The sequence below is a fragment of the Lentzea albidocapillata subsp. violacea genome (assembly GCF_900100275.1).
GTDB lineage: Bacteria > Actinomycetota > Actinomycetes > Mycobacteriales > Pseudonocardiaceae > Lentzea > Lentzea violacea.
The window spans coordinates 99,440-124,155 of sequence record NZ_FNET01000006.1; the positions used below are offsets into that span (position 1 = coordinate 99,440).

Annotated in this window: 21 protein-coding genes; 12 read left to right on the plus strand and 9 right to left on the minus strand. The window is 68.6% G+C overall.

Annotated elements, in window-relative coordinates; all coding sequences use genetic code 11:
• Positions 1-3: 3 nt before the first annotated feature.
• Positions 4-2,019, minus strand: a complete 2,016-nt coding sequence (locus tag BLR21_RS15705; RefSeq protein ID WP_176929652.1) for a PhoX family protein — start codon at positions 2,017-2,019, stop codon at positions 4-6.
• A 382-nt stretch (positions 2,020-2,401) separates the two neighbouring features.
• Between BLR21_RS15705 and BLR21_RS15710 the strand changes: the two genes are divergently transcribed.
• A complete protein-coding gene (locus BLR21_RS15710) occupies positions 2,402-3,031 on the plus strand; it encodes an HAD family hydrolase (RefSeq protein WP_090006582.1) in 630 nt (209 codons plus the stop codon).
• Here BLR21_RS15710 and BLR21_RS15715 read toward each other — a convergent pair.
• On the minus strand, positions 2,980-3,561 hold the full coding sequence (locus tag BLR21_RS15715) for a hypothetical protein (RefSeq protein WP_090006583.1): 582 nt from the start codon (positions 3,559-3,561) through the stop codon (positions 2,980-2,982). The two genes, BLR21_RS15710 and BLR21_RS15715, sit on opposite strands and share 52 nt — an antisense overlap.
• Before the next feature lie 94 nt (positions 3,562-3,655).
• Here BLR21_RS15715 and BLR21_RS15720 point away from each other — a divergent pair, with 94 nt between their 5' ends.
• Positions 3,656-4,390, plus strand: coding sequence for an SDR family NAD(P)-dependent oxidoreductase (locus tag BLR21_RS15720; protein ID WP_090006584.1), 735 nt, complete (start codon positions 3,656-3,658; stop codon positions 4,388-4,390).
• A 42-nt stretch (positions 4,391-4,432) separates the two neighbouring features.
• On the opposite strand, the gene BLR21_RS15725 is transcribed toward BLR21_RS15720, so the two are convergent.
• Positions 4,433-5,518 carry an inositol-3-phosphate synthase gene (locus BLR21_RS15725; protein WP_090006585.1) on the minus strand — a complete coding sequence of 362 codons (1,086 nt, stop codon included), beginning with the start codon at positions 5,516-5,518 and terminating at the stop codon, positions 4,433-4,435.
• A gap of 31 nt (positions 5,519-5,549) precedes the next feature.
• Complete coding sequence (locus BLR21_RS15730; RefSeq protein ID WP_030480153.1) at positions 5,550-6,086, minus strand: PadR family transcriptional regulator; 537 nt, start codon at positions 6,084-6,086, stop codon at positions 5,550-5,552.
• A 164-nt stretch (positions 6,087-6,250) separates the two neighbouring features.
• Between BLR21_RS15730 and BLR21_RS15735 the strand changes: the two genes are divergently transcribed.
• The 3 genes from BLR21_RS15735 to BLR21_RS15750 all read left to right on the plus strand — a co-directional run bounded on the left by BLR21_RS15735 (position 6,251) and on the right by BLR21_RS15750 (position 11,225).
• Complete coding sequence (locus BLR21_RS15735; RefSeq protein ID WP_030480154.1) at positions 6,251-6,649, plus strand: DUF5318 domain-containing protein; 399 nt, start codon at positions 6,251-6,253, stop codon at positions 6,647-6,649.
• 347 nt (positions 6,650-6,996) lie between these two features.
• Positions 6,997-9,510: a transglycosylase domain-containing protein gene (locus BLR21_RS15745; RefSeq protein ID WP_176929653.1), complete on the plus strand. Its 2,514-nt coding sequence runs from the start codon at positions 6,997-6,999 to the stop codon at positions 9,508-9,510.
• 101 nt (positions 9,511-9,611) lie between these two features.
• A complete protein-coding gene (locus BLR21_RS15750; protein ID WP_090006587.1) occupies positions 9,612-11,225 on the plus strand; it encodes a glycosyltransferase family 87 protein in 1,614 nt (537 codons plus the stop codon).
• Here the strand turns inward: BLR21_RS15750 and BLR21_RS15755 are convergent.
• The 3 genes from BLR21_RS15755 to BLR21_RS15765 all read right to left on the minus strand — a co-directional run bounded on the left by BLR21_RS15755 (position 11,137) and on the right by BLR21_RS15765 (position 14,498).
• A complete protein-coding gene (locus BLR21_RS15755; RefSeq protein ID WP_143027733.1) occupies positions 11,137-12,144 on the minus strand; it encodes a GDSL-type esterase/lipase family protein in 1,008 nt (335 codons plus the stop codon). The two genes, BLR21_RS15750 and BLR21_RS15755, sit on opposite strands and share 89 nt — an antisense overlap.
• A gap of 168 nt (positions 12,145-12,312) precedes the next feature.
• The gene (locus BLR21_RS15760; RefSeq protein WP_256334705.1) at positions 12,313-13,704 is read right to left on the minus strand and encodes a glycosyltransferase family 87 protein; all 1,392 of its coding nucleotides are present in this window, start codon (positions 13,702-13,704) and stop codon (positions 12,313-12,315) included.
• 23 nt (positions 13,705-13,727) lie between these two features.
• Positions 13,728-14,498 carry a deoxyribonuclease IV gene (locus BLR21_RS15765; protein WP_090006589.1) on the minus strand — a complete coding sequence of 257 codons (771 nt, stop codon included), beginning with the start codon at positions 14,496-14,498 and terminating at the stop codon, positions 13,728-13,730.
• Positions 14,499-14,629: 131 nt separating this feature from the next.
• Here BLR21_RS15765 and BLR21_RS15770 point away from each other — a divergent pair, with 131 nt between their 5' ends.
• The 7 genes from BLR21_RS15770 to BLR21_RS15800 all read left to right on the plus strand — a co-directional run bounded on the left by BLR21_RS15770 (position 14,630) and on the right by BLR21_RS15800 (position 20,524).
• A complete protein-coding gene (locus BLR21_RS15770) occupies positions 14,630-15,562 on the plus strand; it encodes a hypothetical protein (RefSeq protein WP_090006590.1) in 933 nt (310 codons plus the stop codon).
• 101 nt (positions 15,563-15,663) lie between these two features.
• Positions 15,664-16,038, plus strand: coding sequence for a 30S ribosomal protein S6 (gene rpsF, locus BLR21_RS15775; RefSeq protein ID WP_084401594.1), 375 nt, complete (start codon positions 15,664-15,666; stop codon positions 16,036-16,038).
• Positions 16,039-16,067: 29 nt separating this feature from the next.
• Positions 16,068-16,580: a single-stranded DNA-binding protein gene (locus tag BLR21_RS15780; protein ID WP_090006591.1), complete on the plus strand. Its 513-nt coding sequence runs from the start codon at positions 16,068-16,070 to the stop codon at positions 16,578-16,580.
• A gap of 58 nt (positions 16,581-16,638) precedes the next feature.
• Positions 16,639-16,878, plus strand: coding sequence for a 30S ribosomal protein S18 (gene rpsR / locus BLR21_RS15785; RefSeq protein WP_030480165.1), 240 nt, complete (start codon positions 16,639-16,641; stop codon positions 16,876-16,878).
• A 17-nt stretch (positions 16,879-16,895) separates the two neighbouring features.
• Complete coding sequence (gene rplI / locus BLR21_RS15790; protein ID WP_090006592.1) at positions 16,896-17,351, plus strand: 50S ribosomal protein L9; 456 nt, start codon at positions 16,896-16,898, stop codon at positions 17,349-17,351.
• Positions 17,352-18,037: 686 nt separating this feature from the next.
• Entirely contained in the window at positions 18,038-19,996 is a 1,959-nt protein-coding gene (dnaB, locus tag BLR21_RS15795) for a replicative DNA helicase (RefSeq protein WP_420843892.1), read from the plus strand.
• 159 nt (positions 19,997-20,155) lie between these two features.
• Positions 20,156-20,524 carry a nucleotidyl cyclase domain-containing protein gene (locus tag BLR21_RS15800; RefSeq protein WP_090006594.1) on the plus strand — a complete coding sequence of 123 codons (369 nt, stop codon included), beginning with the start codon at positions 20,156-20,158 and terminating at the stop codon, positions 20,522-20,524.
• A gap of 72 nt (positions 20,525-20,596) precedes the next feature.
• On the opposite strand, the gene BLR21_RS15805 is transcribed toward BLR21_RS15800, so the two are convergent.
• Positions 20,597-23,611, minus strand: coding sequence for a beta strand repeat-containing protein (locus tag BLR21_RS15805; RefSeq protein ID WP_090006595.1), 3,015 nt, complete (start codon positions 23,609-23,611; stop codon positions 20,597-20,599).
• A gap of 194 nt (positions 23,612-23,805) precedes the next feature.
• Complete coding sequence (locus BLR21_RS15810; protein ID WP_090006596.1) at positions 23,806-24,582, minus strand: hypothetical protein; 777 nt, start codon at positions 24,580-24,582, stop codon at positions 23,806-23,808.
• Positions 24,583-24,716 lie beyond the last annotated feature (134 nt).

Genomic DNA, 24,716 nt, shown 5'->3' on the forward strand with positions numbered 1-24,716 from the left:
TGATCAACCGATTTCACCCAGCTGACGACGGCCCTTGCGCCACACCGCGACGACCGACGCACGAGGTTGCGACCTACCTCCGTCCGGCCAGTTCGAGACCGGGTTGTCGGCACTCGCGCCGTCCACCTCGCCGGGGTGCTGCACGCACACGGTGATCACTCGCTCGCCGATCACCGGACCACACGTCTCACCACCGCGCGGCACCGTGAGGAACAGCTTCAGGTGCCCGCGCTCGCGCCCGTCCAGTGGAACGCCGTACAGGCCGTCGTTCAGCCCGTTGAGCGCACCGCCCGAGTCCGTGGAGATCCACAGGTTGCCGTGGCGGTCGAACGCCACGTTGTCCGGGCTGGAGATAGGGCTGACCTTGGACTTGTCGTAGCCGCCGAAGTAGGTGTTCGGGTCCGCCGGGTCGCCACAGACGAGGAACAGGTTCCAGTTGAACGTGAGCGCGAGCGCGTCGCCGCGCCGTTCGGTCAGCTCCAGCACCTGGCCGTGCCGGTTCTTCACCCGCGGGTTCGGCTCGGTCGCGCCTTCCTTGCCGGTGTTGCCGCGCTCGCTGTTGTTGCTCAGCGCGCAGTAGACGGTGCCGGTGCGCGGGTGCGTCTCGATGTCCTCGGGACGGTCCATCTTGGTCGCGCCGACCTTGTCCGCCGCGAGGCGCGTGAAGACGTACACCTCTTCCGCGGTCATCCCAGGTACGAAGGACTTCGTGCCCGCCGCCAGCGGGATCCACTCGCCGGAGCCGTCGAACTTCCCGTCACTGGGCAGCTTTCCGGTGCCGTCGATCTCGGACGCCGGGCTGTCGCCCTTGAACCGCGCGACGTAGAGCGTGCCGTCGTCGAGCAGCGTCATGTTGTGGCGGCGTGCCGCCTTGCTGTTGCCGCGCTTGACCTTGCCGTTCGAGATGTACTTGTAGATGTACTCGAACCGTTCGTCGTCACCGGAGTACGCGACCACCCGGCCGTCGCCGGCGACGCGCACGTTCGCGGTCTCGTGCTTGAACCGGCCGAGGTGCGTGTGCTTGACCGGCGTCGAGTCCGGGTCGTTGGGGTCGAGCTCGATCACCCAGCCGAACCTGTTGACCTCGTTGGGTTCCTGGGCGAGATCCCAGCGCTTGTCGAAGCGCTCCCACTTGCGCGTGGTCGCCGTGCCCTTGACGCCGTACCTCGTGAGCCTCGGGTCGTTGCGGCCGGCGGCGTTCGCGAAGTACTGGTTGAAGTTCTCCTCGCCGGACAGGATCGTGCCCCACGGCGTGACGCCACCGGCGCAGTTGTTGATCGTGCCCAGGACCCTGCGGCCGGTGGGGTCCACGGAGGTCTTCAGCAGGTCGCTGCCCGCTGCCGGTCCGCGCACCTCGAACGGCGTGTCCAGGGTGATGCGGCGGTTGTACCTGCTGAACTTCGCCTTGTAGTGGCCGGAGAACAGCGATCGCTTGATCATGAACACCGACAGGCCGTGCGCGGCCCAGGCGATCTTCACCTGTTCCTCGGTGGGGTTCGCGGGGTCGTAGCCGCGGAACATGAACGACTCGCTCGTGTACTCGTGGTTCGTGACCATGATCCCGGTCAGTTCCAACGGGTCCAGCGGCAGGATCGCGGCGAAGTCGCAGTTGTAGCCGAACTGCTTGGCCTGCTTGGCCGCGGTCTGGTTGTCGAAGTCGAACGCGGGGACACCGGGGAAGAGCGGGTCGCCCCAGCGGATCACGATCCCCTGCTCGTACCCCTCGGGGACGACGACCTCGTCCCTGGTGTTGACCGCGACGGGCTTGAAGTCGAGTCCCCTGGGTGGGCGGCCCTGGGAGTGCTCGGGTTCGGCTGCCGCTGTCGCCGGCGTGGCGATGGTGGCGGCCGCCGCGACGACCGCACCCGCCTTGAGCGCGGTGCGGCGGCTGACCAGATCGCCGAAGTAGGGGTTGTCCGAGGTGTTCGGGACCTCGTGGAAGCACGCGTCCCCGCAGCGGTACTCGCATGTCACCGCCGCTCTGCCGACGCGGTGGTTGACGAGTGGCAGAGGGATCATGGTGGTGGCCTCCTACGGTCGGTGCGGGAACCAGCACCGACCGTAGGCTTCCGTTCATGCTTTGTTAACCCACAAGTTGTTCACCCGCGAGCACAGCTTCGGACGGAACGTCCCTTGTGTCCGTCCGGTTGAGCGTCGGCAGTCCGGCGGCGACGACGAACGGCGCAGGCGAGAACTGTGAAGAACGCGGCCGTTTAGAGCGCCGCTCCGATCGACGTGCGGAGCGGGAACGGGATTCCGGAGGGTCTTCAGCGGGTCGAGCAGGCTGCTGCTCGGACGTTCCAGGTGAGAATCCATCGCCAGGAACGTTGCACAAAGGATCAAGGCAGCCGCACACACACGGTCCACGGGCCCGATCCCCATGAAAGGTACCGTTCACCACGTGGATGCGGTGATCTTCGACCTCGACGGCGTGCTGATCGACTCAGAGCAGGTGTGGGACGAGGTGCGCCAGTCCTTCGCCGCCGCTCACGGCGGGGTGTGGACCGCCGAGGCGACCCGCGCCATGCAGGGGATGTCGACGCCGGAGTGGGCCGAGTACCTCGTGTCGGCCGTCGGCGTCCGGCTCTCGCCCGCCGAGGCGTCCGCCGGCGTGATCGCCGAGATGCAGAATGCCTACGCCGCGCACCTGCCGCTGATCCCGGGCGCCACCGAGACGCTGCGTCTCGTCTCGTCGCGCTACCCGGTGGCGATCGCGTCGTCGGCGCCCGCGGTGCTGATCAAGGTGTTCCTGGAGGTGACCGGCCTGCCGGTGCCTGTCGCGGTGTCGTCGGAAGAGTGCGCCGCGGGCAAGCCGTCACCGGACGTGTACCTGCTGGCGGCTTCGCGACTCGGGTTCGCAGCGTCTTCCTGTTACGCCGTCGAGGATTCGACCAACGGTCTGAAGGCGGCCCTGGCAGCGGGCATGACCGTGCTCGCCGTGCCGAACCCGCACTTCCCGCCCGCCGAGGACGTGCTGGCTCAGGTGCGGGTGCTGTCCTCGATCACGGACCTGCCGGACGCGCTGGCGTAGCTGATCGCGGCCATGCCGATCGCGATGCAGGCGCAGGCGACGACGCCCTTCGGCCAGTAGATGTGGCTGCTGAGGAACAGGTAGCTCCCCAGCAGCAGGAACACAGCGCCCGGGATCGCCTTGAGGCGATGCTTGACCAGCGCGCACACCACGATCGCGGCGCTGGCCGCGAAAAAGCACCACGCACCAACGGTTCCGAGTTGGTTGCCGATCTTGAACAGCGGCTCGTCGGCACCGGTGCGACCGCCGTTGGCCAGCGTCATCGCCCCGCCGCCGATACCCGCCAGCGCGTCCAGCGCGCCGTAGAAGACGACGTAGCCGAAGGTCGCGGCGCGGGCCGGGTAGCGGACGTACCCAGGGGCGTCGGCCAGCAGAACCCACTGCGCGGCACCGAGCAGCGGGAAGATCACCGCCAGGATGATGTGCATGTCCCGCCACCGCTGCGCGGTCGACGCGTCCAGGTGGTGCGGGTGGGTCAGGCCGATGCCGGCCAGCACCAGGCCGGGGAGGGCGACGAGCAGCGTGCGCACCGCACTGAAGTTAGCGGAAGCAGGGCTGTCGCTGAGACTCCGAACACACGAACGTGTCTGTGCCTGAACGGCCACCGCTGCCTAGCGTGACGGCATGACGCAACGAGTTGCCGTGGTCACGGGCACGGCGCAGGGCATGGGGCTGCGGATCGCCGACGTGCTGCGCGAGGACGGGTTCGCCGTCGTCGGCTTCGACCTGCAGGAGAGCAAGGACGGGATCGTCGGCAACGTGGCGAGCGCCGCGGACGTCCAGCGCCTGACCGAGCACGTCCGAGCCACCTACGGCCGGGTGGACGTGTTGGTCAACAACGCGGGGATCGCCGGCATCGTGCCGTTCGAGGACACGAGCCTGGAGCAGTGGGAACGGATCATGGCGGTCAACCTGACCGGGCCGTTCCTGCTGACGCAGGCGCTGGGCAGGATCATGCTCGACCAGGGCAGCGGCAGCGTCGTCAACATCGCGTCCGTCGCCGGGCTGCAGGGGGTGGCGGACCGGGCCGCGTACAACACGACGAAGCATGGGCTGATCGGGCTGACCCGCACGCTTGCCGTGGAGTGGGGCGGGCGGGGGATCAGGGTCAACGCCGTGTGTCCCGGGTGGGTCAAGACGGAGATGGACGTCGAGTCGCAGGCCGGTGGGTACTACGTCGACTCGGACATCACGGACCACGTGCCGATGAACCGGTTCGCGGCGCCCGATGACATCGCGCAGGCCGTGCGGTTCCTGGCGAGCGACAACTCCAGGTACATCAACGGCGTCGCGCTGCCCGTCGACGGCGGGTGGACCGCGGACGGCAGCTGGCAGAAGCTGCGGCTCTCGAAGCGGTGACGGGAAGGGCCGCTCTCACGAGGAGAGCGGCCCTTCACCGCATCAGATCTCGCCGCGAATGAACTTCTCGACGGACTCGTGCGCCTCGGAGTCCGAGTACTGCACGGGCGGGGACTTCATGAAGTACGACGACGCCGAGAGGATCGGGCCGCCGATGCCCCGGTCGAGGGCGATCTTCGCCGCGCGTACCGCGTCGATGATGATGCCCGCGGAGTTCGGGGAGTCCCAGACCTCCAGCTTGTACTCGAGGTTCAGCGGCACGTCGCCGAAGGCGCGGCCTTCCAGGCGCACGTAGGCCCACTTGCGGTCGTCGAGCCACGCCACGTAGTCCGACGGTCCGATGTGGACGTTGCGCTTGCCCATCTCGCGGTCCACCTGGGACGTGACGGCCTGGGTCTTGGAGACCTTCTTGGACTCCAGGCGCTCCAGTTCCTTCATGTTCAGGAAGTCCATGTTGCCGCCCACGTTCAGCTGCATGGTGCGGTCGAGCTGGACGCCGCGGTCCTCGAACAGCTTCGCCAGCACGCGGTGCGTGATGGTGGCGCCGACCTGGGACTTGATGTCGTCACCGACGATCGGGACGCCGGCCGCGCGGAACTTCTCCGCCCACTCCGGGTCCGACGCGATGAAGACGGGCAGGGCGTTGACGAACGCCACACCGGCGTCGATGGCGCACTGGGCGTAGAAGCGGTCCGCGTCCTCGGAGCCCACGGGCAGGTACGAGACCAGCACGTCGACCTCGGCCTCGCGCAGCGTCGCGACCACGTCGACCGGCTCGAAGTCGGACTCCTCGATCGTCTCCCGGTAGAACTTCCCGAGACCGTCGTAGGTGTGCCCGCGCTGCACGACGACGCCGAGCGGCGGCACGTCCGCGATCTTGATCGTGTTGTTCTCGCTGGCCCCGATGGCTTCGGCGAGGTCGACGCCGACCTTCTTCGCGTCCACGTCGAACGCGGCGACGAACTCGACATCGCACACGTGGTAGTCACCGAACTGCACGTGCATGAGACCGGGCACGCGGGTGCTCGGGTCGGCGTCCCGGTAGTAGTGGACGCCCTGCACCAGCGACGCCGCGCAGTTGCCAACCCCGACGATGGCCACTCGAACGGTGCGGCGGTTTTCGCCCATTGCCGAGTCCTCCTTGATCAACAGTGAATCGCTACTCGTCCTGCTCGGACTTCTCGTGCGCGATGAGCTCGTTGAGCCACCGCACCTCGCGCTCCGTGCTTTCCAGGCCTTGGCTGTGCAGCTCACGGGTGTAGCGGTCGATCTGCTCACCCGTGCGCGTGAGCCGCTCGCGAAGCCCTTCCCTGCGTTCTTCGACACACCGCCGGCGGCCCTCCAGGATGCGCATCCTGACGTCGGCCGGCGTGCGCGAGAAGAACGCCAGGTGGACTCCGAACGAGTCGTCGTCCCAGGTCTGCGGACCCGCGTTGGCCAGGAGATCGGCGAACCGCTCCTTGCCCTCCGGCGTCAGCTTGTAGACCTTGCGCGCCCGACGTCCCCAGGAAAGAGCCGATTCCTCCGGCCCCTCCTCCACGATCAGGCCCGCACGTTGGAGTCGCCGCAATGTTGGGTACAGCGATCCGTAGGAGAACGCGCGAAACGCTCCGAGCAGGTCATGCAAGCGCTTGCGCAGCTCGTAGCCGTGCATGGGCGCCTCGTGCAGCAGGCCGAGCAGCGCGAACTCGAACACGAGTCACCTCCTCGCACCTGCACCGATAGGTGAGGTGAGTATATCGGCTCGATACATCGATGGCTCCTCGTAACTGTGGGATGTGGCACACCGTGATACCGCGTCAGGGCCCGCTGCCCTGAACGGCCCATCATCGAAAAGCGCCCGGCACGTACTCTGGTCACGTGTTGACCCAACGGCAGGTGGTGGACTACTCGCTGCAGCGGCGTGCGCTGCTGGCGGAGGTCTATGCCGGTCGCACGGGCACCATGGAGGTCTGCGACGCGAACCCGTACCTGCTGCGAGCTGCGAAGTTCCACGGGACGGCGACCGACGTGCCCTGCCCTGTGTGCCGCAAGGAACCGCTCACGCACGTGTCGTGGGTCTACGGTGACGAGCTCAAGCACGCGGCCGGCTCGGCGCGGACGCCTGAAGAACTGGTGAAGATGGCGAACCTCTTCGACGAGTTCTCCGTGTACCTGGTTGAAGTTTGTCGCACGTGCAGTTGGAACCACCTGGTGCAGTCATACGTCCTGGGGAAGCGTGGGCTGGAAAAGCCACGCAGGAGGACTGCGGCTGAATGATCCACAGGTGACACTGCTCCGAATGAAGTACGACCACCGAACCGTGTGCTGTTGCACGCCGGTCTGGGAGGCCTTTTCACGTGAACGACCAGCATGATGACCGGCAGCGCGGAGGCGAGCCGCAGTGGCCGACCGGGGACGACCCGGACGGCGGCGGCGCGAGGCGCGATGTCCCGAATCAGCCACGTCCGGGTACCCCGCCCGGTGGTTTCGCGCGCCCTCCTCAGGGTGGCACGCCACCTGGTGGTTTCCCACAGCAGCAGCCCCCACGCCGCCCGAACGGACCAGGCGGTCCGCAGGGTGGGCCTGGCGGACCGCAGGGTGGGCCAGGACGTCCGCTGGGCCCCATGGGCGGCCCCGGTGGACCCCAGGGCGGTCCCGGCGGTCCGGGCAACCGTCCTCCGACGCCTCCCGGCGGCATGCCCATCGCCCCGCCTCCCGGCGTCCGTCGCCCCGGCGGACCGACCGGCCCCGGTGGCCCGCAGGGCGGTCCCGGCGGCCCCGGTCGTCCCGGCGTGCCCCCGCGCAGCCCCGGTGAAGAGCGCACCACGCAGATGCCGCCGGTCAACCGGCCCACGCAGCGCGAGCCCGAGCTCATCACCCACCGCGAGTTCGACGACGAGTTCCTCATGGCCGGTGTCGGCGACGATGACGACGACTACGAGTACGACGACGAGCCGGAGCTCACCGAAGAGGAGGAGCGTCGTCTGCGTAAGAAGAAGATCTGGAAGCGCGTCCGGATCGCCGCGTTCGTCTCGATCGGCCTGATGCTCCTGGGCCCGGTGATCGCCATCGCGGTCGCGTACCCGCTCGTCGACTGGCCCCGGCCGAGCGACATCGCGGCCGATCAGGACAAGACGATCACCCTGCTCTACTCGGACGGCTCCGAGATGGGCAAGATCACCTCACCCGGTCAGAACCGCACGCTGCTCACGTACGAGGAGCTCCCGGACACCGTCAAGAACGCGGTCATGGCGGCGGAGGACGCGGACTTCTTCGACAACCCCGGCTTCGACGTCAAGGCCATCGCCCGCGCCGTCTGGATCCAGGCGACCGGCGGCAGCTCCGGTGGTTCCGGCCTGACGCAGCAGTACATCAAGAAGGCGACCGGCAACGAGGAAGCGACGCTGACTCGTAAGTTCACCGAGCTCGTCAAGGCCTACAAGATGAGCAACGAGTCGGACCACCCGACGATCCTCACCGCGTACATGAACACGGTGTACTTCGGTCGCGGCGCGAACGGCATGAAGGCCGCGGCGCAGGTCTACTACGACAAGGAGATGAAGGACCTCACTCCTTCCGAGGCCGCCTTCATCGCAGGCATGATCCAGATCCCCTCCTGGTCCGAGGACGAGGCGCACGCGAAGAAGCGCTGGGAGTTCGTGATGAAGCAGATGCTTCAGAAGGGATGGATCAGCCAGGCCGACTACGACGCCCGCCAGTACCCGACGCCGCTGCCGTTCGAGCAGACGCAGCCCGCCAGCCTCGACGGCCCGCTCGCCCGCGTGAGCCAGCAGGTCCAGAACGAGATCGACAGCGAGCTCGTCGGCCTCACGATGGAGAAGGCGCAGAAGGTCGGCGTCACCGTCACCACGACGATCGACCCGAAGATGCAGCAGGCCGCGCTCGACGCCGTGAACTCGGTGATGGCAGGCCAGGACCCGGAGCTGCGCACCTCGCTCAGCGCGATCGAGCCGCAGTCCGGCGCCGTCAGGGCCTACTACCCTGGCAAGGACGGCCTCAAGGGCATCGACTACGCCAAGGGCACGATCCAGGAGGCCGGCTCGTCGTTCAAGCCGTTCGACCTGGTGGCCGCCCTGAAGATGGGCAAGGGCATCGGCGACACCTACGACGCCACCCCGCGCAAGATCGCCGGCGTCGAGATCCGCAACGCGAGCAACACCCAGTGCGGCAAGCAGTGCACGATCAAGCAGGCCATGAAGGAGTCCCTCAACACCGTGTTCTACGACATGGTGGCGGGCCCGGAGGGCACGGGCACGAAGGCCGTGGCGGACGCGGCGCACGCGGCCGGCATCCCGAAGGTCGTCCGGGTGGGCGGCCAGGACAAGCAGACCCTGGTCGGCGAGGGCGGCAACCCGCCCACCGCCGGTATCTCCATCGGTGCCGACAGCGCCCAGGTGCGGCCGTTCGACATGGCCTCGGCCTTCGCGACGTTCGCGGCCCGCGGCGTGTACCGGGCTCCGTTCTTCGTCACGAAGATCGTGGGCCCCACCGGTGACGTCCTCTACCAGCACGTCGACCAGCCGGTGCCGGCGTTCGACCCGGTCGAGACGAAGAGCCGCGACATCGCGGACAACGTCACCGAGACGTTGAAGGACATCCCGTCAGGGTCGATCGCGTGCGCCGGCGGCCGCCCGTGCGCCGGCAAGACCGGTACGCACGAGCTCCCCGGCAGCCTCGACCAGAACTCGAAGGCCTGGATGGTCGGCTACACGCCGCAGCTGTCCGCCTCCGTGTGGGTCGGCAAGGACCAGGGCAACGTGGCCATCAAGGACAAGAGCGGCAAGGCCGTCTTCGGCTCCGGCCTGCCCGGCCTGATGTGGAAGAAGTTCATGGACGGGGCACTCGCGGGCGCGCAGAAGGAAGCGTTCCCGAAGCCGGTCCCGCTGGGCAACTTCAACCCGCCGCGCAAGTCCGAGCCGCCGTCGACCCCGGCCAGCAGCAACAACCCGCCGAGCAACAACAACCCGCCGTCGCAGACCTCGGCATCGACCAAGCCGTCGCAGACGAAGCCCCCGAACCCCGGTTGCATCCCGGGCCTCAACTGCCCCGATCCGTCCGATGATCCCGATCCGTCGACCAGCGGCCGTCCCAGGAACGGCAGTCCAGGAGACGGCTGACTCGTGCAGGAGCCCGGTGCACACGCACCGGGCTCCTTCGCTTTGTGCGGTACCTGGGATGTCGACCACGGCGAAACGGTCTTGGCCGTAACATCCGCCCCGTGCCCAGCAGCCCTGCCGAGCGTCCCGCCGAGGCCTCCGAGACGGACCTCGCCGAGGAAACCGACTCGCTCACCCGTGAAGAACGCGTCGCACCCACGTGGACCGAGTCCCTCGCCCGCGGCCTGAGCAGACCGTTCGGCGGTCCGCTCGGCGAGCACGCGCAGGTCGGCCGGAACTACTTCTGGACGGCGCTGCGAGTGGTGCTGATGCTCGCCGTGGTCACGTTGCTGCTGGGATGGGTGCAGAAGTCGCCGTGTATCCAGCAGTACACGGACGACAAGGGCGTCGTGCAGCTCGACTGGCGGGGCAGCAAGCAGTTCACCGCGCTCTGCTACTCCGACACGGTGCCGCTCTACACCGCGGAACGGCTCGACCAGCGCGGTTCCTTCCCGTACATCACGTCGTGGAAGGACGACGAGGGCAAGCCGACCGAGCAGGTCCGGTACATGGAGTACCCGGTGGTCACCGGTGTGTTCATGTGGCTCAACGCGCGTGTGGCGCAGGGGCTGGTGGCGCTCGTGCCGGGGCTGCCGATGACGGTGATCGTGTTCTTCAACGTCACGGCGTTCTGGCTGGCCGTGGCGTGGCTGGTGACGGTGTTCTCGGTCGCCCGGATCGCGCGGCGCAGGACGTGGGACGCGGCGATCGTGGCGGTGTCGCCGCTGGTCATCGTGCATGCGTTCACCAACTTCGACACGATCGCGACGGCGTTCGCGACGGCGGGTCTGCTGGCGTGGGCGCGGAAGAAGCCTGTGCTCGCCGGGGTGTTGCTGGGGCTCGGTGGCGCGGCGAAGCTCTATCCGTTGTTCCTGCTCGGGCCGTTGCTGTTGTTGTGCTGGCGGTCCAAGAGGATCAAGGTCGGCCTCACCACCACGGCCGCGGCCATAGGCGCGTGGGCGCTCGTCAACGCACCGATCGCGTTGAACCCGGCGTCGCAGACGGGGTGGCGTGAGTTCTTCCGCCTCAACACCGAACGCAACGCGGACCCGGACACGCTCTACAACGTGCTCGTGCAGTGGACGGGATGGCAGGGCTTCGATCCCGGGCTGACGCAGGGACAACCACCGACTGTCCTCAACACGGTCAGCATGGTGCTGTTCCTCGCCTGTTGCGCCGGCATCGCCTACGTGGCCCTCTCGGCACCGACGAGGCCACGGCTCGCGCAGCTCGGGTTCCTGGTCGTGGCGGCGTTCCTCATTACGAACAAGGTGTGGAGCCCGCAGTACTCGCTGTGGCTGGTGCCGCTGGCCGTGCTGGCGTTGCCGCGCTGGAAGCTGCTGCTGGCGTGGATGACGGTCGACGCGCTGGTGTGGGTGCCGCGCATGTACTTCTACCTCGGCACGGACAACAAGGGCCTGCCGATCGACTGGTTCCTCGGCGCCGTGCTGTTGCGTGACGCCGCCGTCGTCGGGCTGTGCGTGATGATCCTCAAGGAGATCTACCACCCGGAGCGAGATCTCGTGCGGCAGGCGGGCGACGACCCGCTGGCAGGCGTGCTGGCCGACGCGCCGGACCGGCCGCTCGTCAGACCCGCACGAGGCGCGCCATCACACCGAATGCGTTCCCGTTCGGATGCAGGTGATCACCGGAGTCGAACTCCGGACGCAGTCTGAGCGGATCGGCGGGGTCGCGCACGGCCTCGTCGAAGTCGATGGCGTCGCGGAAGGTGGCGCGGATCCACGCGTTCACCTTCTGGCGCTGCTGTTCCTTCTCCTCGGTCCAGCTGTACCAGCCGCGCCACGGCGTGATGGTGCCGACGTGGAACTCCACGCCCTCGTTGCCGCATCGCAGCCGAACGGTGCGGATGCCCGCGATGACCTCCTCGGCACTTGCGCCGCTCTGGATGTCGTTGATGCCGCCCAGCAGCACGACCTTGCGGACCTCGTTGCTGAACAGGACGTCCCGGTGCACGCGCGTGATCATCGGTGCGTTGCCCAGCACCACGCCGTTGCCGTTGATGCCCGCGTTCAGGACCGCGTAGTCGCTCTGCACCAACGACGGCCAGGTGTTCTCGTAGAACCCCTCGGTGATCGAGTCGCCGAACATCACGACCGCACCCGGCGCGGTGAAGCCCGCGACCTCGACGGCCGAGACGAGGCAGATCTGGTCACGCGTGGACGTGATCGTGCGATGCGCGCGGGCCTGGCACGGCGTGCCGGCCGGGGCGTACGTGCTGATCTCCAGCGTCCTGGTGACGTCGAGCCGCACGGCGTCGCTGTAGACCTCGTCGCGCGCCCTGATCGTGACGCCTTCGGACCTGCCGAACGTGAGTTGCCGCGTCTCGCCGTTCGCGGTGACGGTGACCTGCTCGACGCGGACCGGCCTGATGCCCATCAGGTTCGACAGGCGCACCCGGACCGAGGTGCCGCCCGCCGCGAGGTCGACCGTGGTGCGCACGCTCTGGTCCGGCACCGAACCCGACAGCGTCGGCACGGCCTGCCACACGGGCAGCCAGCGGATCACCTCCGAGCGCACCGGCACGCCGGAGGCACCGCAGGCCAGCAGCAACGCCAGCACGATGATCACCCTCACCGGTGAAGTCTGCGGCGGATCAGGCCTTTGTTGCTAGTGCCTGTATCGAAGTCTGGTCCGATGAGAGTCGCGCTTGAGGTGGTTCCTGGTGGTGCGGCCGGACGGCCCGCATACCGGTGTTGTATGTGGGTCGTCCGGCCGTGCCGCCAGGGGCCGCCTCAAGCCCGGCTATCGCGGGCCAGACTTCGATACAGGCACTACCGCCCCGCGGATGAACTTGAGGTCGTCGTGATCATCCTCGGTGACGTCCCTGGCCTTGAGGAACACGACGAACAGCGCCACGAGCAACGCGGCCCGGCCCCACACGCCGATCATCACGGCCTGCGCGGAGAAGCTGTCGTAGATCCCGGCCGGCTGACCGAACTCGATCGCCCAGAACCAGCGGAAGATGCCGATGCCCATGGCCAGGTCGACCACGAAGTAGGCGAAGGCCCACACCAGCCGCACGCGCAGCAGCACGAGGAACGGCACCAGCCACAGCGTGTACTGCGGCGAGTGGACCTTGTGCAGCAGCATGAAGCCGCACAGCATCGCGCCGGACACGGCGATCCACGGGTAACTGCCTTCGCGCCGGAACCGCATCCAGCCGTAGCCGGCCGCGATGCCGAACGAGAGCAGGATCGTGATCGGCGAGATGACACCGACCAGCGACTGCATCGCGTCGTCGCCGATGAACGGCCGCAGGCCCCAGTACCAGATCGAGTTCGTGGTGATGTCGACCCGGCGCAGCTGCTGGAACTCGAACGACGCCGCCCAGCCGTCGTAGCCCGCGATCGCGAACGGCAGGTTGACCAGCACGACCGTGACGATCGACGCGAGCCCTACCTTGACCGCGCCCGCCACGTCGGTCTTCTTGCCGGCCGGCATCTCCTGGCCGCGCCAGCCGCCGGTGGCGACGAAGAGCATCAGCGGCAGCACGAAGGCCGCCGGATAGACCTTGAACGCGAACCCGAGCCCGAGCAGCACGGACGCGACCGTGGCTCTCTCGACCAGCGGCCGGTTCCAGCGGTGCACCACGAAGACCGCGGCGACCGAGCACAGGACGACGGGCAGGTCCCAGTTGTGGAAGGCGTAGAGGACCAGCGGTGGCCCGATCGCCCACAGCAACGCGCGCCAGCGGGCCAGCTTGCCCAGCAGGTAGCCCGTGAGCAGGCCGAACGGTGCCATCAGCAGCGACGAGTAGAGCAGGTACTCCGCGTCGTTGTGCGCGAAGATCGCACCCGCCCAGATGAGCAGGCCGGAGAGCACCGGGTACTCGACCGAGCCCCCGATGAGGACGCCCTTGTCGTTGATGTTGCCGTCGACGTACGGGAAGACGTGCCGGTCGATGTCGCGCCCGATCCAGAGGTGCTGGATGTCGGAGTAGCAGACGTCCTGCTTGTTGCGCTCGTCGTAGTCGGGCTGCGTGCGGCCCCACTGGTCGAACGCGGGACCGGTGCAGCGGTCCTTGTTGACGAAGCCCAGCAGCAGCGTGAGCCCGCACAACAACACGAGCACGGCGGCGGCAGCGCTGCCGAAGCGGTTCACGAAACGCCCGGCGTCGCCTCGCTCGGGCGTCACGCTCACCACCTCGTGCACGGTGTTCACCGGCCGGCGCGGTCGCGCAGGAAGGCGATGTCGTCGGCCTGGCCCTCGTCGGGAGTCTCCACCACGACGGGGCATCCGGCGGTGGCGACCACGGCTGCCAGCTGGTCGGCGTCGATGGTGCCAGTCCTGATGTTGTCGTGCCGATCGCGCGAGGAACCGAACTCGTCGCGCGAGCTGTTGAGGTGCACGAGGTCGATCCGGCCGGTGATCGCTTTCACCCGGTCGACGATGCCGACCAGGTCCTCACCGGCGGCGAACGCGTGGCAGGTGTCGAGGCAGAAGCCCGCGCCGAACTCGCCGACCGCGTCCCAGAGCAGTTTGAGGGAGTCGAACGTGCGGGCCATGGCGCCGTCGCCGCCCGCGGTGTTCTCGATCAGGACCGGGACCGCGAAGCCGCCGTCGGCGACCTGGCGCTCGAAGAACTTGCGCCAGTTCGCGAACCCCTCCGCCGGGTCCTCGCCCTTGGTGACGTGGCCGCCGTGCACGATCAGGCCCTGCGCGCCCACGGTCGCGGCTGCCTCCGCGTGCTGGATCACGTTCTTCCTGGACGGAATCCGGATCCTGTTGTTCAGTGACGCGACGTTGATCATGTACGGCGCGTGGATGAACACTTCCAGGTCGGAGGCGAGCAGGGCCTCCGTCTGCGGGTGGGGCTTGGGCTTCTTCCACCCCTGGGGATCCGCCAGGAAGAACTGGACGACCTCGGCCCCGCGTTCGGCCGCGGCGCCGACCGGGTCGTCGTCGCGTACATGGGCCCCGATGCGCATACGCACGAGGGTAGTCGGCGTCCATAACGCCATCGCAGCCGCCGCCGATAGGAGTAATTGGAAAAACTGGGGATGGTCTACGTCACCACCAGGACCTACGGTCGTTACTTGAGAGTAGGAAAGGGGTTCGCATGAGGCTGTTGAGCGCTGCCGCCACGGCGCTGCTGGCCCTGGCGTCCGCTTCGGTGGGCGGGGTCGCGCACGCGGCAGATCCCATCGTGGCCGGCAGTTGTGCCACCACCGTGCAGGGCGCGCCCGGCACCCCCGTCTCTCTGAGTCCAGCCGCCGTGACGCAGCCGATCACGGATCTAGTGCGCGCCGTCCCGTTGCTCGGGCCGCCGCTCGCCGAACCGTTCAGGCAGGCGTTCGCGCAGGTCAAGCCCATGCCGATCGGCGCGGTGCAGGTCGGCACGACGACCATCAGTGGCGGCACGATCGCCAACGCCGTGATGGCCGAGGTCAACAAGATCCCGCTGCTCGGGCCGATCCTCGGCACGCTCGACAAGACCGTGCGCACGACGCTGACGCAGGGCTGCCAGGTGACGGTGGTCGGCGTCAACAAGGTCGTCGCACCCGTCCAGGACGGCGCCAAGGCCGTCGCGGACGCCTCACAGCAGGCCGTCGGCGCGATTCCCGGTGCACCGAAACCGCCTGGTCAGCAGCCCCAGCCGCAGCCCGGGACCAACCCCGGCACGCAGCCGGGCACCCAGCCTGGCGTTCCCGGCGTGGGCGCCGGTGCCCCCAGCAACCGCGACTTCTCGCTCTATCCGATCGGCTCGAACTTCGGCCGCGTGCCGCTGTTCAGCTACGGCTCGCTGCCGTTCGCGATGCCCGGCCTCTACTCGCCGTCGCCCGGTGTGCGGTACGGCTCGCAGGTGCCCCGCGCGTCCAGCGGCACCGGCGTCGAGGGCGACTCGGTGCAGGCCGCCGGTCGCGCCACGGCGTTGCCCAGGCTGAGCGGTCCCGGCGGGGTCGGCGCTCCGGTGCTGGTCGCGGTGTTGATGCTCGCCCTGGTCACGGGTGCGCTGGTGCGGACCTGGGCCCTGCGCCGCACCCCTGCGTAGTCGCCGGACGCGCTCTGTTAACCTTTGTCAGTTGCTGACGCGACGACCCTCCTGCCACGGAAAGCCCGTGGCCGCGAGTCCACAGGAGGTGAGTGGTCCTCATGCGTCATTACGAAGTGATGGTCATCCTTGACCCCAGTCTCGACGAGCGCACTGTCGCACCGTCGCTCGACACGTTCCTCAACGTCATCCGCACCACGGGCGGAAACGTCGAGAAGGTCGAGGTGTGGGGCAAGCGCCGGTTGAGCTTCGAGATCAACAAGAGCAGCGAGGGCATCTACGCGGTGCTCGACCTGACCTCGACGCCCGACGCGGTGAAGGAACTGGACCGCCAGCTCGGTCTGCAGGAGACGGTGCTCCGGACGAAGGTCCTGCGCCGCGAGCCCGCCAAGGCTGCCAAGTTGGCCGCCAAGGCCGCGGCCAAGTCGGACGCCAAGTCGGCCAAGTCGGCGGCCAGGGCCGCTGCCAGGGCCTGACGAACCTCGACTAGGGGAGCTCCCAAGACATGGCTGGTGAGACGACGATCACGGTAGTCGGAAACCTGACTGCCGACCCCGAACTGCGCTTTACCCAGTCCGGTGCGGCGGTGGCCAGCTTCACGGTCGCCTCCACACCCCGCACGTTCGACAAGAATTCGGGCGAGTGGAAGGACGGCGAAGCGCTGTTCCTGCGGTGCAACGTGTGGCGGCAGGTCGCCGAGAACGTGGCCGAGTCGCTCACCCGCGGTTCGCGAGTGCTCGTCTCCGGACGGCTGCGCCAGCGTTCCTTCGACACGAAGGAAGGCGAGAAGCGCACTGTCGTGGAGCTGGAGGTCGACGAGATCGGCCCCTCGCTGCGCTACGCGACCGCGAAGGTCAACAAGGTCAGCCGTGGAGACGGCGGCGGTGGCGGCGGCTTCGGCGGCGGCGGCGGTCAGCAGTCTCGCGGCGGTGGCGGCGGCGCGCCCGCGGACGACCCGTGGGGTTCTGCCCCGCAGGCCGGTTCCAGCGGTGGTTTCGCCGACGAGCCCCCCTTCTAGACCGACAGCACCGGTCATCCAGTACTTCACTCATCGCGTATTCAGGAGTTAGAGACACATGGCCAAGCCGCCTGTGCGCAAGCCCAAGAAGAAGGTCTGCGCCTTCTGCAAGGACAAGAGCGCGTCGCTGATCGACTACAAGGACACGACGCTGCTCCGCAAGTTCATCTCCGACCGCGGCAAGATCCGTGCCCGCCGCGTCACCGGCAACTGCTCGCAGCACCAGCGCGACGTCGCTGTTGCCGTGAAGAACGCCCGTGAGATGGCCCTGCTGCCCTACACCTCGACCGCTCGCTAAGAGAAGGAGACACTGCGATGAAGCTCATCCTCACCGCTGACGTTTCCGGCCTTGGCGCTCCCGGCGACATCGTCGAGGTCAAGGACGGCTACGGCCGCAACTACCTGCTCCCGCGTGGTCTCGCGATCGTCGCGACCCGTGGCGCGCAGAAGCAGATCCAGGTCATCACCCGCGCGCAGGACACCCGCCGCGTGCGCGACCTGGACCACGCCAAGGAGATCAAGACCGCGCTCGAGGGTCTCTCCGTGACGCTCAAGGCCAAGGCCGCCGCCGGCAGCAGCAAGCTGTTCGGCTCGGTCACCGCGTCGGACGTGGCGGCTGCCGTCAAGTCCGCCGGTGGTCCGGTCCTGGACAAGCGCGCCATCGAGCTGCCGGGTCACATCAAGACGACCGGCAAGCACTCGGTCACGGTTCGCCTCCACCCCGAGGTCACCGTGGCCCTGCCGGTCGAGGTGACCGGCTCCGCCCAGTAGCCAGCCCTACTCGCCGCTGCGCGGCTTCGCAGGGCTCGTCTCCGCGTGTCTGTTGCGGGGGCGACCCCGCAGACCCCGCAGGGATCTCGTCAGGCGAGCCCAGCACTCTTTGGTGGGGTTCGCCTACGGTTCGGTTTGCTGAAGCGCTGCCTACCCGGAATGCTCCGGGTGGGTGGCGCTTTCGCTCGTTCGGACCAGTGTCGCCCTGTCCACTTCCTGTGGATAAACGACGCGTTCAGCGCGGCGGCGACACGCCGAGGAAGGTGTTTTTTGCGACACGCCGAGGGTGTGGCGCACAACTTCTTCCACAACTTGTACACAGCCCTTGAGCTGCAGTTATTTCTGTCACTCCACTGGTTGTCAACAGGTTGTCCCCAGCGCCGTGACCCCTGCGAGCAACCATCCACAGGTTGTCCCCCAGTTGTCCACAGGGCGATCCACACGCTGGTTTGCTTGCTCCGGACGGGTCCCTCTAGCGTCGCTGCCAGGGCAAGGCCATCGCACAGCGTGGCCGCCCGAAATTGTCGGTGCCGCGCGGTACAACTAGGTGATTCAGGCACCGGCTCTCGACTTCTCGCAGGGGTGATTCGGCAGTGGCGCTCGTGGACGACCGGGGCATGGCGGAGCCCGCATTCGAGCGTCAGCCGCCCCAGGACCTCGCGGCGGAGCAGTCCGTTCTCGGCGGCATGCTGCTGTCCAAGGACGCGATCGCGGACGTCATCGAGGCACTCGCGCCGAACGACTTCTACCGCCCGGCACACCAGGCGATCTACGACTGCATCCTCGACCTGTACGGCCGCGGCGAGCCCGCCGACCCGATCACCATCTCGGCCGAGCTCGAACGCCGCGGCGAACTGCTGCGCGTGGGTGGCGCGCCGTACCTGCACACGTTGATCGCGACGGTCCCCACGGCCGCGAACGCCGGCTACTACGCCGAGATCGTGGCCGAGAAGGCGGTGCTGCGCCGTCTGGTCGAGGCCGGCACGCGCATCGTGCAGCTGGGTTACAACGGTGCCGAGGGCGCGGACGTCGACGAGGTGGTCGACCGGGCGCAGGCCGCGATCTACGAGGTCACCGACCGCCGCACCACCGAGGACTACGTCGCCCTCGAGGACCTGCTCCAGCCGACGATGGACGAGATCGACGCGATCGCGTCCCGCGGCGGCATGTCGCAGGGCATCCCGACGGGCTTCGCCGACCTCGACGCCCTGACCAACGGCCTGCACGGCGGCCAGATGATCATCGTCGCGGCCCGCCCCGGCGTCGGCAAGGCGCTCGCCCTGGACACGCCGCTGCCCACCCCGTCCGGCTGGACGACGATGGGCGCCGTGTCGGTGGGCTCGTTCCTGATCGGCGCCGACGGCCGCCCGACCCGCGTGGTCGCCGCGACCGAGGTGATGACGGGCCGCCCGTGCTTCGAGGTCGAGTTCTCCGACGGCACCGTGATCGTGGCCGACGCCGAACACCAGTGGCTGACGGAGTCGTGCAGCGAGACCGGCGGCTTCTGGGCGATCCGCACCACCGCGCAGCTGTTCGAGCGAGTCGGCCTGTGCCGCATGTTCGTCCGCATGTCCGCAGCTTGGGAGCTGCCCACCGCGTCGTTGCCGCTGTCCCCGCGCGCGCTCGGCCTGTTCCTGTCCGGCCTGGGCGACCTGGAACTGACCGACGACGAACTGCGCGTCGCCAAGGAACTCGACCTGGCCGACGATCCGCACATCCCCGCCGCGTACCTGCGCGCGTCCCACAAGCAGCGCGCGGAGCTGCTGGCCGCGTTGCAGATCGACGGCCGCTTCGCCCGCCTGCGCCGCGACGCCGACGAACTGCTCGCAGGCCTCGGCAAGCACGACCAGGTGGAGGTCGTCGCGGTCCGCCCGGTCGCCTCCGTCCCGGTGAGGTGCGTGGAGGTCGACAACCACGACCACCTGTACCTCGCGGGCGAGACGATGATCCCGACGCACAACTCGACGCTGGGCCTCGACTTCGCCAGGTCGTGCTCGGTCAAGCACGGCATGACCAGCGCCATCTTCAGCCTGGAGATGAGCCGCACCGAGATCGTCATGCGCATGCTCTCCGCCGAGGCGCGCATCCGCCTCAGCGACATGCGAGGCGGCACGATGAGCGACGACGACTGGACCCGCCTGGCCCGCCGCATGAGCGAGATCAGCGAGGCGCCGCTCTTCGTGGACGACAGCCCGAACCTCACGATGATGGAGATCAGGGCCAAGGCCCGCCGCCTCAAGCAACGCCACGACCTCAGGCTCGTGGTCGTCGACTACCTCCAGCTGATGTCATCGGGCAAGAAGACGGAGTCGCGCCAGCAGGAAGTCTCGGAGTTCTCCCGAAACCTCAAGCTGATCGCCAAGGAACTCCACGTCCCGGTCATCGCGATCTCCCAGCTGAACCGTGGCCCGGAACAGCGAACCGACAAGCGCCCGATGCTCTCCGACCTCCGTGAGTCGGGCTCCCTCGAGCAGGACGCCGACATGGTCATCCTGGTCAACCGCCCGGACGCCTGGGAACGCGACGACCCGCGCGCCGGTGAGGCCGACCTGATCATCGCCAAGCACCGCGCGGGGCCGACCGCGACCATCGTCGTGGCACACCAGCTGCACTACAGCCGCTTCACCGACCTGGCCCAGACGTAAGCCACGTTGGACTCAACGGCCTCGCAACGGCACGGCGGCGGGCGGAGAAGGCAGTGCCGCGCCCTGATCAGCTACGGGCGGCGAGCGCGCTGCTCGGATGACTCACCCATGCGGGTCGCGGTGCTGGTCAACGGGCCTGGGCTCGACTAGAACCGGAGGGTGCTGCACGACCCGCTGACGGGGCTGCCCGGACACGCGCTGCTGCTCGACCGCCTGGAGCAGTCGCTCATCCGCGCCCGCACCCGCGGCACGCTCGTGACGCTGGTGCTGATCACCGGACCGGACGATGTGCTGGACGCGGCGCGAACCCTGCGGCGGAACCTCCGGCCCGATTTCACGGTCGCGCGGTATGGCGATGCGGTGCTGGCGGTGCTGGCGGAGCACGACTTCGGGGACGGGTCGCCGATCGCCGAGCTGATCAGGGGGCTGGTCGGGGAGCGTCCGCAGGTCCACTGGGTGACGAGTGACGGCGATGCCGCGCCGCAGGAAATGCTCGCCACAGCACGAATTCCCCCCGGACGGCACTGAGCCCCAGCGACACTGTCGTGTCGCTGGGGCTCAGCTTCTTACCGGAGGGAGGGTGTTACGTGGTGCGGGGTGTTACAGCGAGCCGGTCACCGTCTGGAACAGGTTGGCCGGGTCGATCATGGCGAGCGCCGGGGCGTCGAACGGCAGCTGCGGCAGCGCGCGCTCGTCGGCCTTCGGGGCCAGGCCCTGGGTCGGGTTCAGGCTGAGACCCGAGAGGGAGGCCGGGCCGTCGACGGGCAGTGCGGGCAGCGAACGCTCGGTGGGCAGCGCGGGCAGCTGCACGGGCAGCGGCAGGGCCGGAGCGGTCACCGGGAGGGACGGCAGCGAACGCCCGGTGGCGCCGGCCGGAACCAGGCCCTTCGTGACGTCGAGCAGCTGGCCCAGGGGCAGGCCCTGGACGTTCGGCGTGATGCTGCCGGTGCCGCCGTTCAGCGGCAGGGAGGAGCGCTCCTGCGCCACACCGGGCAGAGCCGGGGTGGGCAGCTGGCCGGTGAGGGACGCCAGGTCAGCCGGGTTCGGCAGCTGGTTGATCGGCAGCTTGCTGTCGAGACCGTGGAACGCCGGAACCTCGTTGGCCTTCATCAGGCTGTCGACGCCCTTGGGGAGCTCCAGGCCCTTGAGCTGCGTGGCGCGCAGCGTGCCGTCGGTGTCCTCGCCGGTGAGCTGCGTGTCGTCGCTCGTGCCCAGCGTGGTCGCCTGGCCGACGACCTCGACGGGGATGCGCGCGAGCTTGGCAGCCGCCTCGACCGGAACGTGCATGTCGCGGGCGGTCAGCGGGCCGCTGCCCTCGGTGAGGGTCTCGCCGCCGGCCTGGGTGTACGAGGCCTTGTCGGTGACCGTCGTCGCGTTGCCGGCCGCGGCCACTGCGTTCGCGTACACGCCGGCGAAGGCGTTGGCGGGAACGTTGATCAGGTTGCCGGACACCGAGGCGTCCTCGGCCGAGGAGTAGCTGTCGTCACCGGACACGACGTTGGTGGCGGACACCACGTCGGAGTTGGTGATGCCGGCCGCGGCGACCGTGTTGCCCGGAACCGCCGGGAGCACTGCCGGCTGCGCGCCGATCAGGTTGCCCGCGACCGCGCCACGGTCACCGTTGCTGTTGACGTCGCCGCCGGCGACCGAGCTGAGGTCGTTGGTGGCGGTGGAGTTGACGTTGCTGCCGCCGCCGACCGACCAGCCGAGCACCTGGGTGCCGGTCGCGACCGGAGCCGAGACGACGTTGCCCGCGATGGAGCCGGCCTCGCCGGTGGTGATGGCGTCGCCGCCGGCCGTCATGTCGGTGGCGTTGACACCCGTGGTGTCGTTGTTGCCCACCAGCGTGACGCCGTCAGCGAAGACCTGGGCCGGCGTCGAGGTCGGGACCTGGACGATGTTGCCGGACGCCGAGCTCTTCTTGCCGGTCGCGTGGGGCGCGTCGCCCGCGGTGACCGTGGTGTCGTTCGCCGAGTCCGACGTGGTGTTGCCCACGAGGCCGGCGGTGACGGCGAAGACCTGCGGGGCCACCGCGGTCGGCGCGGTCACGATGTTGCTGGAGACCGTGCCGCGGTCGTCCTCGGTGTTCGGGGTGCCACCGGACTGGACCAGCTTGACCTCGTCGGCCGAGCCTGCGGCCTGGCCACCGAGAGCGGCGGCGAGACCGTAGACCTCGGCGGGCGCGGCGAGCGGGGTCGAGGCGATGTTGCCCGAGCCGACCGAGTCGTTGCCCGTCGTGCCCTGGTAGCCCGAGGTGACCGACTTGACGTCGTTCTCGCAGGTACCAGTGGCCTGACCGGCGAGCGTGGCACCGTTGCCGCACGCGTCCACGGCCGTGGCCGGGGGAACGTCCGCGATGTTGCCGGAGAGCACGGACTTGTCGCCGACGGTGAAGACGTTGCCACCGGCGGTGGAGTTCGCCTCGTTCGAGTGGTCGGTCAGCGCGTTGCCGACCAGGGACGCACCGTTGCCACCCACCGCTGCGGGCAGCGAGATGGGTGCGCCGGCGACGTTGCCGGACGCCGTCGAGCCGTGGCCGGTGGTGTGCTTCGAGTCTCCGGCGCGCGAGTCGTTGACCGTGTCGCTGACCGCGGCGGCGTTGCCACCGACGGCGGCGGCGTTGTCGTCGACCGTGACCGGGCCGGCGAGAGCGGGCTCCACGATGTTGCCGGCGAGCGTGGCCGGGTCACCGTTGGTGAAGACCTCGCCACCGGTGTACGCGGCACCGGTCTGGGTCGAGTCGGTGGCGGAGTTGCCCGCACCGGCGGCCGAGTTGCCGTTGACCTCGAACAGCGGGGACAGCGGGATCGGCACGGCGTTGCCGGAGATCGAGCTGTTCTTGCCGCTGGTGACGATGTCGCCCTCGGAGGAGGCGAACGTGTCAGCGGTGGAGTTGGCGTTGGCGATACCCGCCGCGCCCACACCGTTGCCGGTGATCTGAACCGGGGTCGCACCCTGCTCGGAGACGACGTTGCCGGAGATGGAGCCCTTGTCACCACTGGTGGTGATGGGGCCACCGGTCGTGGAGACCTGCTCGGCGGAGGTGTTGGTCTCGGCGTTGCCGCCGGCCGCGATCGCGTTGCCCGTGATCTGGACCGGGAGGATGTGGTTGACGGCGACGACGTTGCCGGCGAGAGCCTGGCCCTCGCCATCCGTGACGATCGTGCCGTCGCGGTGGGTGTGCTGCACGCAGTCGCCGGACGCCTCGGTGTTCGCGAGGACGGCGATCGCGTTGCCGCAGATGTTGATCGGGACGTCGAGGTGTCCCTGGATCGTGTTACCGCGCACCACGTTCTGGAGCGGGGTGCCCTGCAGGCGCTCGCCGGTCTGACGGACCAGCGGGTTCGCGACGGGCGCTGCCGTGCGGGTCGGCACCACGCTGGTGACGCGGTCCGTGCTGATGGTCCGGTCGACCTTGGGGACCGTGACTTCCCGGAGCGGCGTGGCCAGCTTGTTCTGGTCGGCCTTGATCGGAACCGAGGCCGCAACGTCGACAGCCGGAGGCGCAGCGTCCGGGTCGACGTTCTCCTGGGCAGAAGCGATGCCCGTACCGAGCATCAGCAAACCACCAGTGACAAACGCGGTCTGAAGTCCGCGCTTTGCCCAGGTCTGCATTGGATCTCCTTCATCGGGTTCCCGTCGAGAAAGCGACGGGGGCTCAAGGGGGTGGGGCCGAACGCGCAGGGGAAGGCGCGTCATCACCGGGGGAGTCGCACGCGGTGATCGACCTGTGTGAGCGCAAGAAAAAAGCGCGACGGTCGACTTCCGGACAGCCAGGGGAGTGGGCTGCCGCGGACCGCGCGCTGGAATCAGTCGGGGTTGATACCGGGCTGCTTGCCCGGCGTCACGGTGACCTCGTCGGTGGACGGCGCGAGAGCGCGCGTCGACGAGATGCCGTGAGCGTCACCGGGTGCAGCGAGAGCAGCCATCATGCTGCCCTTGGCAGAACCAGAACCGTCGTTGCACGAAGCGCACTGCACCGGCGCGGGGGCCGGGACGGGCAGCTTCGGGAGCGGGGTGCTGGGCAGGGACGGATGCTGCTCGGAAGGCACGACGAAGTCGTTGTGCTCCAACAGATCCGTCCAGCTGCCACCGGACGGGCCGGTGAACTGCGAGACCACCGGTGCCGGCGACTGTCCGGCATCGGTGGTGGGTGCCGGGATCTCCGGGAACGTCACGTCCATCGCCCGCTCACTGGCGGGGCTGCTGGACTGACCGATCCTGGTGGCCTGCGGCAGGAATCGAGCGGAGATCTGCTCGACCGCCTGGGAGACCTGCACGTCCGGCAGAGCGGCGCGAGCCTTCTCCTGCTCGGCGCGCAAGGTCTCGTCGATCTTGTGCACTGCCTTGGCAGCGGGAACGACGACCGGCAGCTTCTCGTCCGTGTTGGAGACGAGCTTGCTGATGGCGTCGAACTGGTGCGCGTCGGCAGCGGGCACGGTGTCGGCCGCGTTGGCCGACGTCGTGGCGAGTGCCCAGGCAACGGCCGTTCCCGCGATCGCTCCACCGACGGCGAGCAGCGCTCGGGTGGCGAACCGGCGGATGCCGTTCGCTCCCGTCTTCGCTCGCAGCTCAGTGGAGAACAACGCAGGAAACCTCGCTACTCGGTGGCACTCAAGGGAATCGCCGACGATCAACGTGATCAAGTCGACGTCGGCGACTCTGCCAGTCCATCCACCCCAAATGCACGCTCTGAGCACTCGGTTAACTACATCGTGTG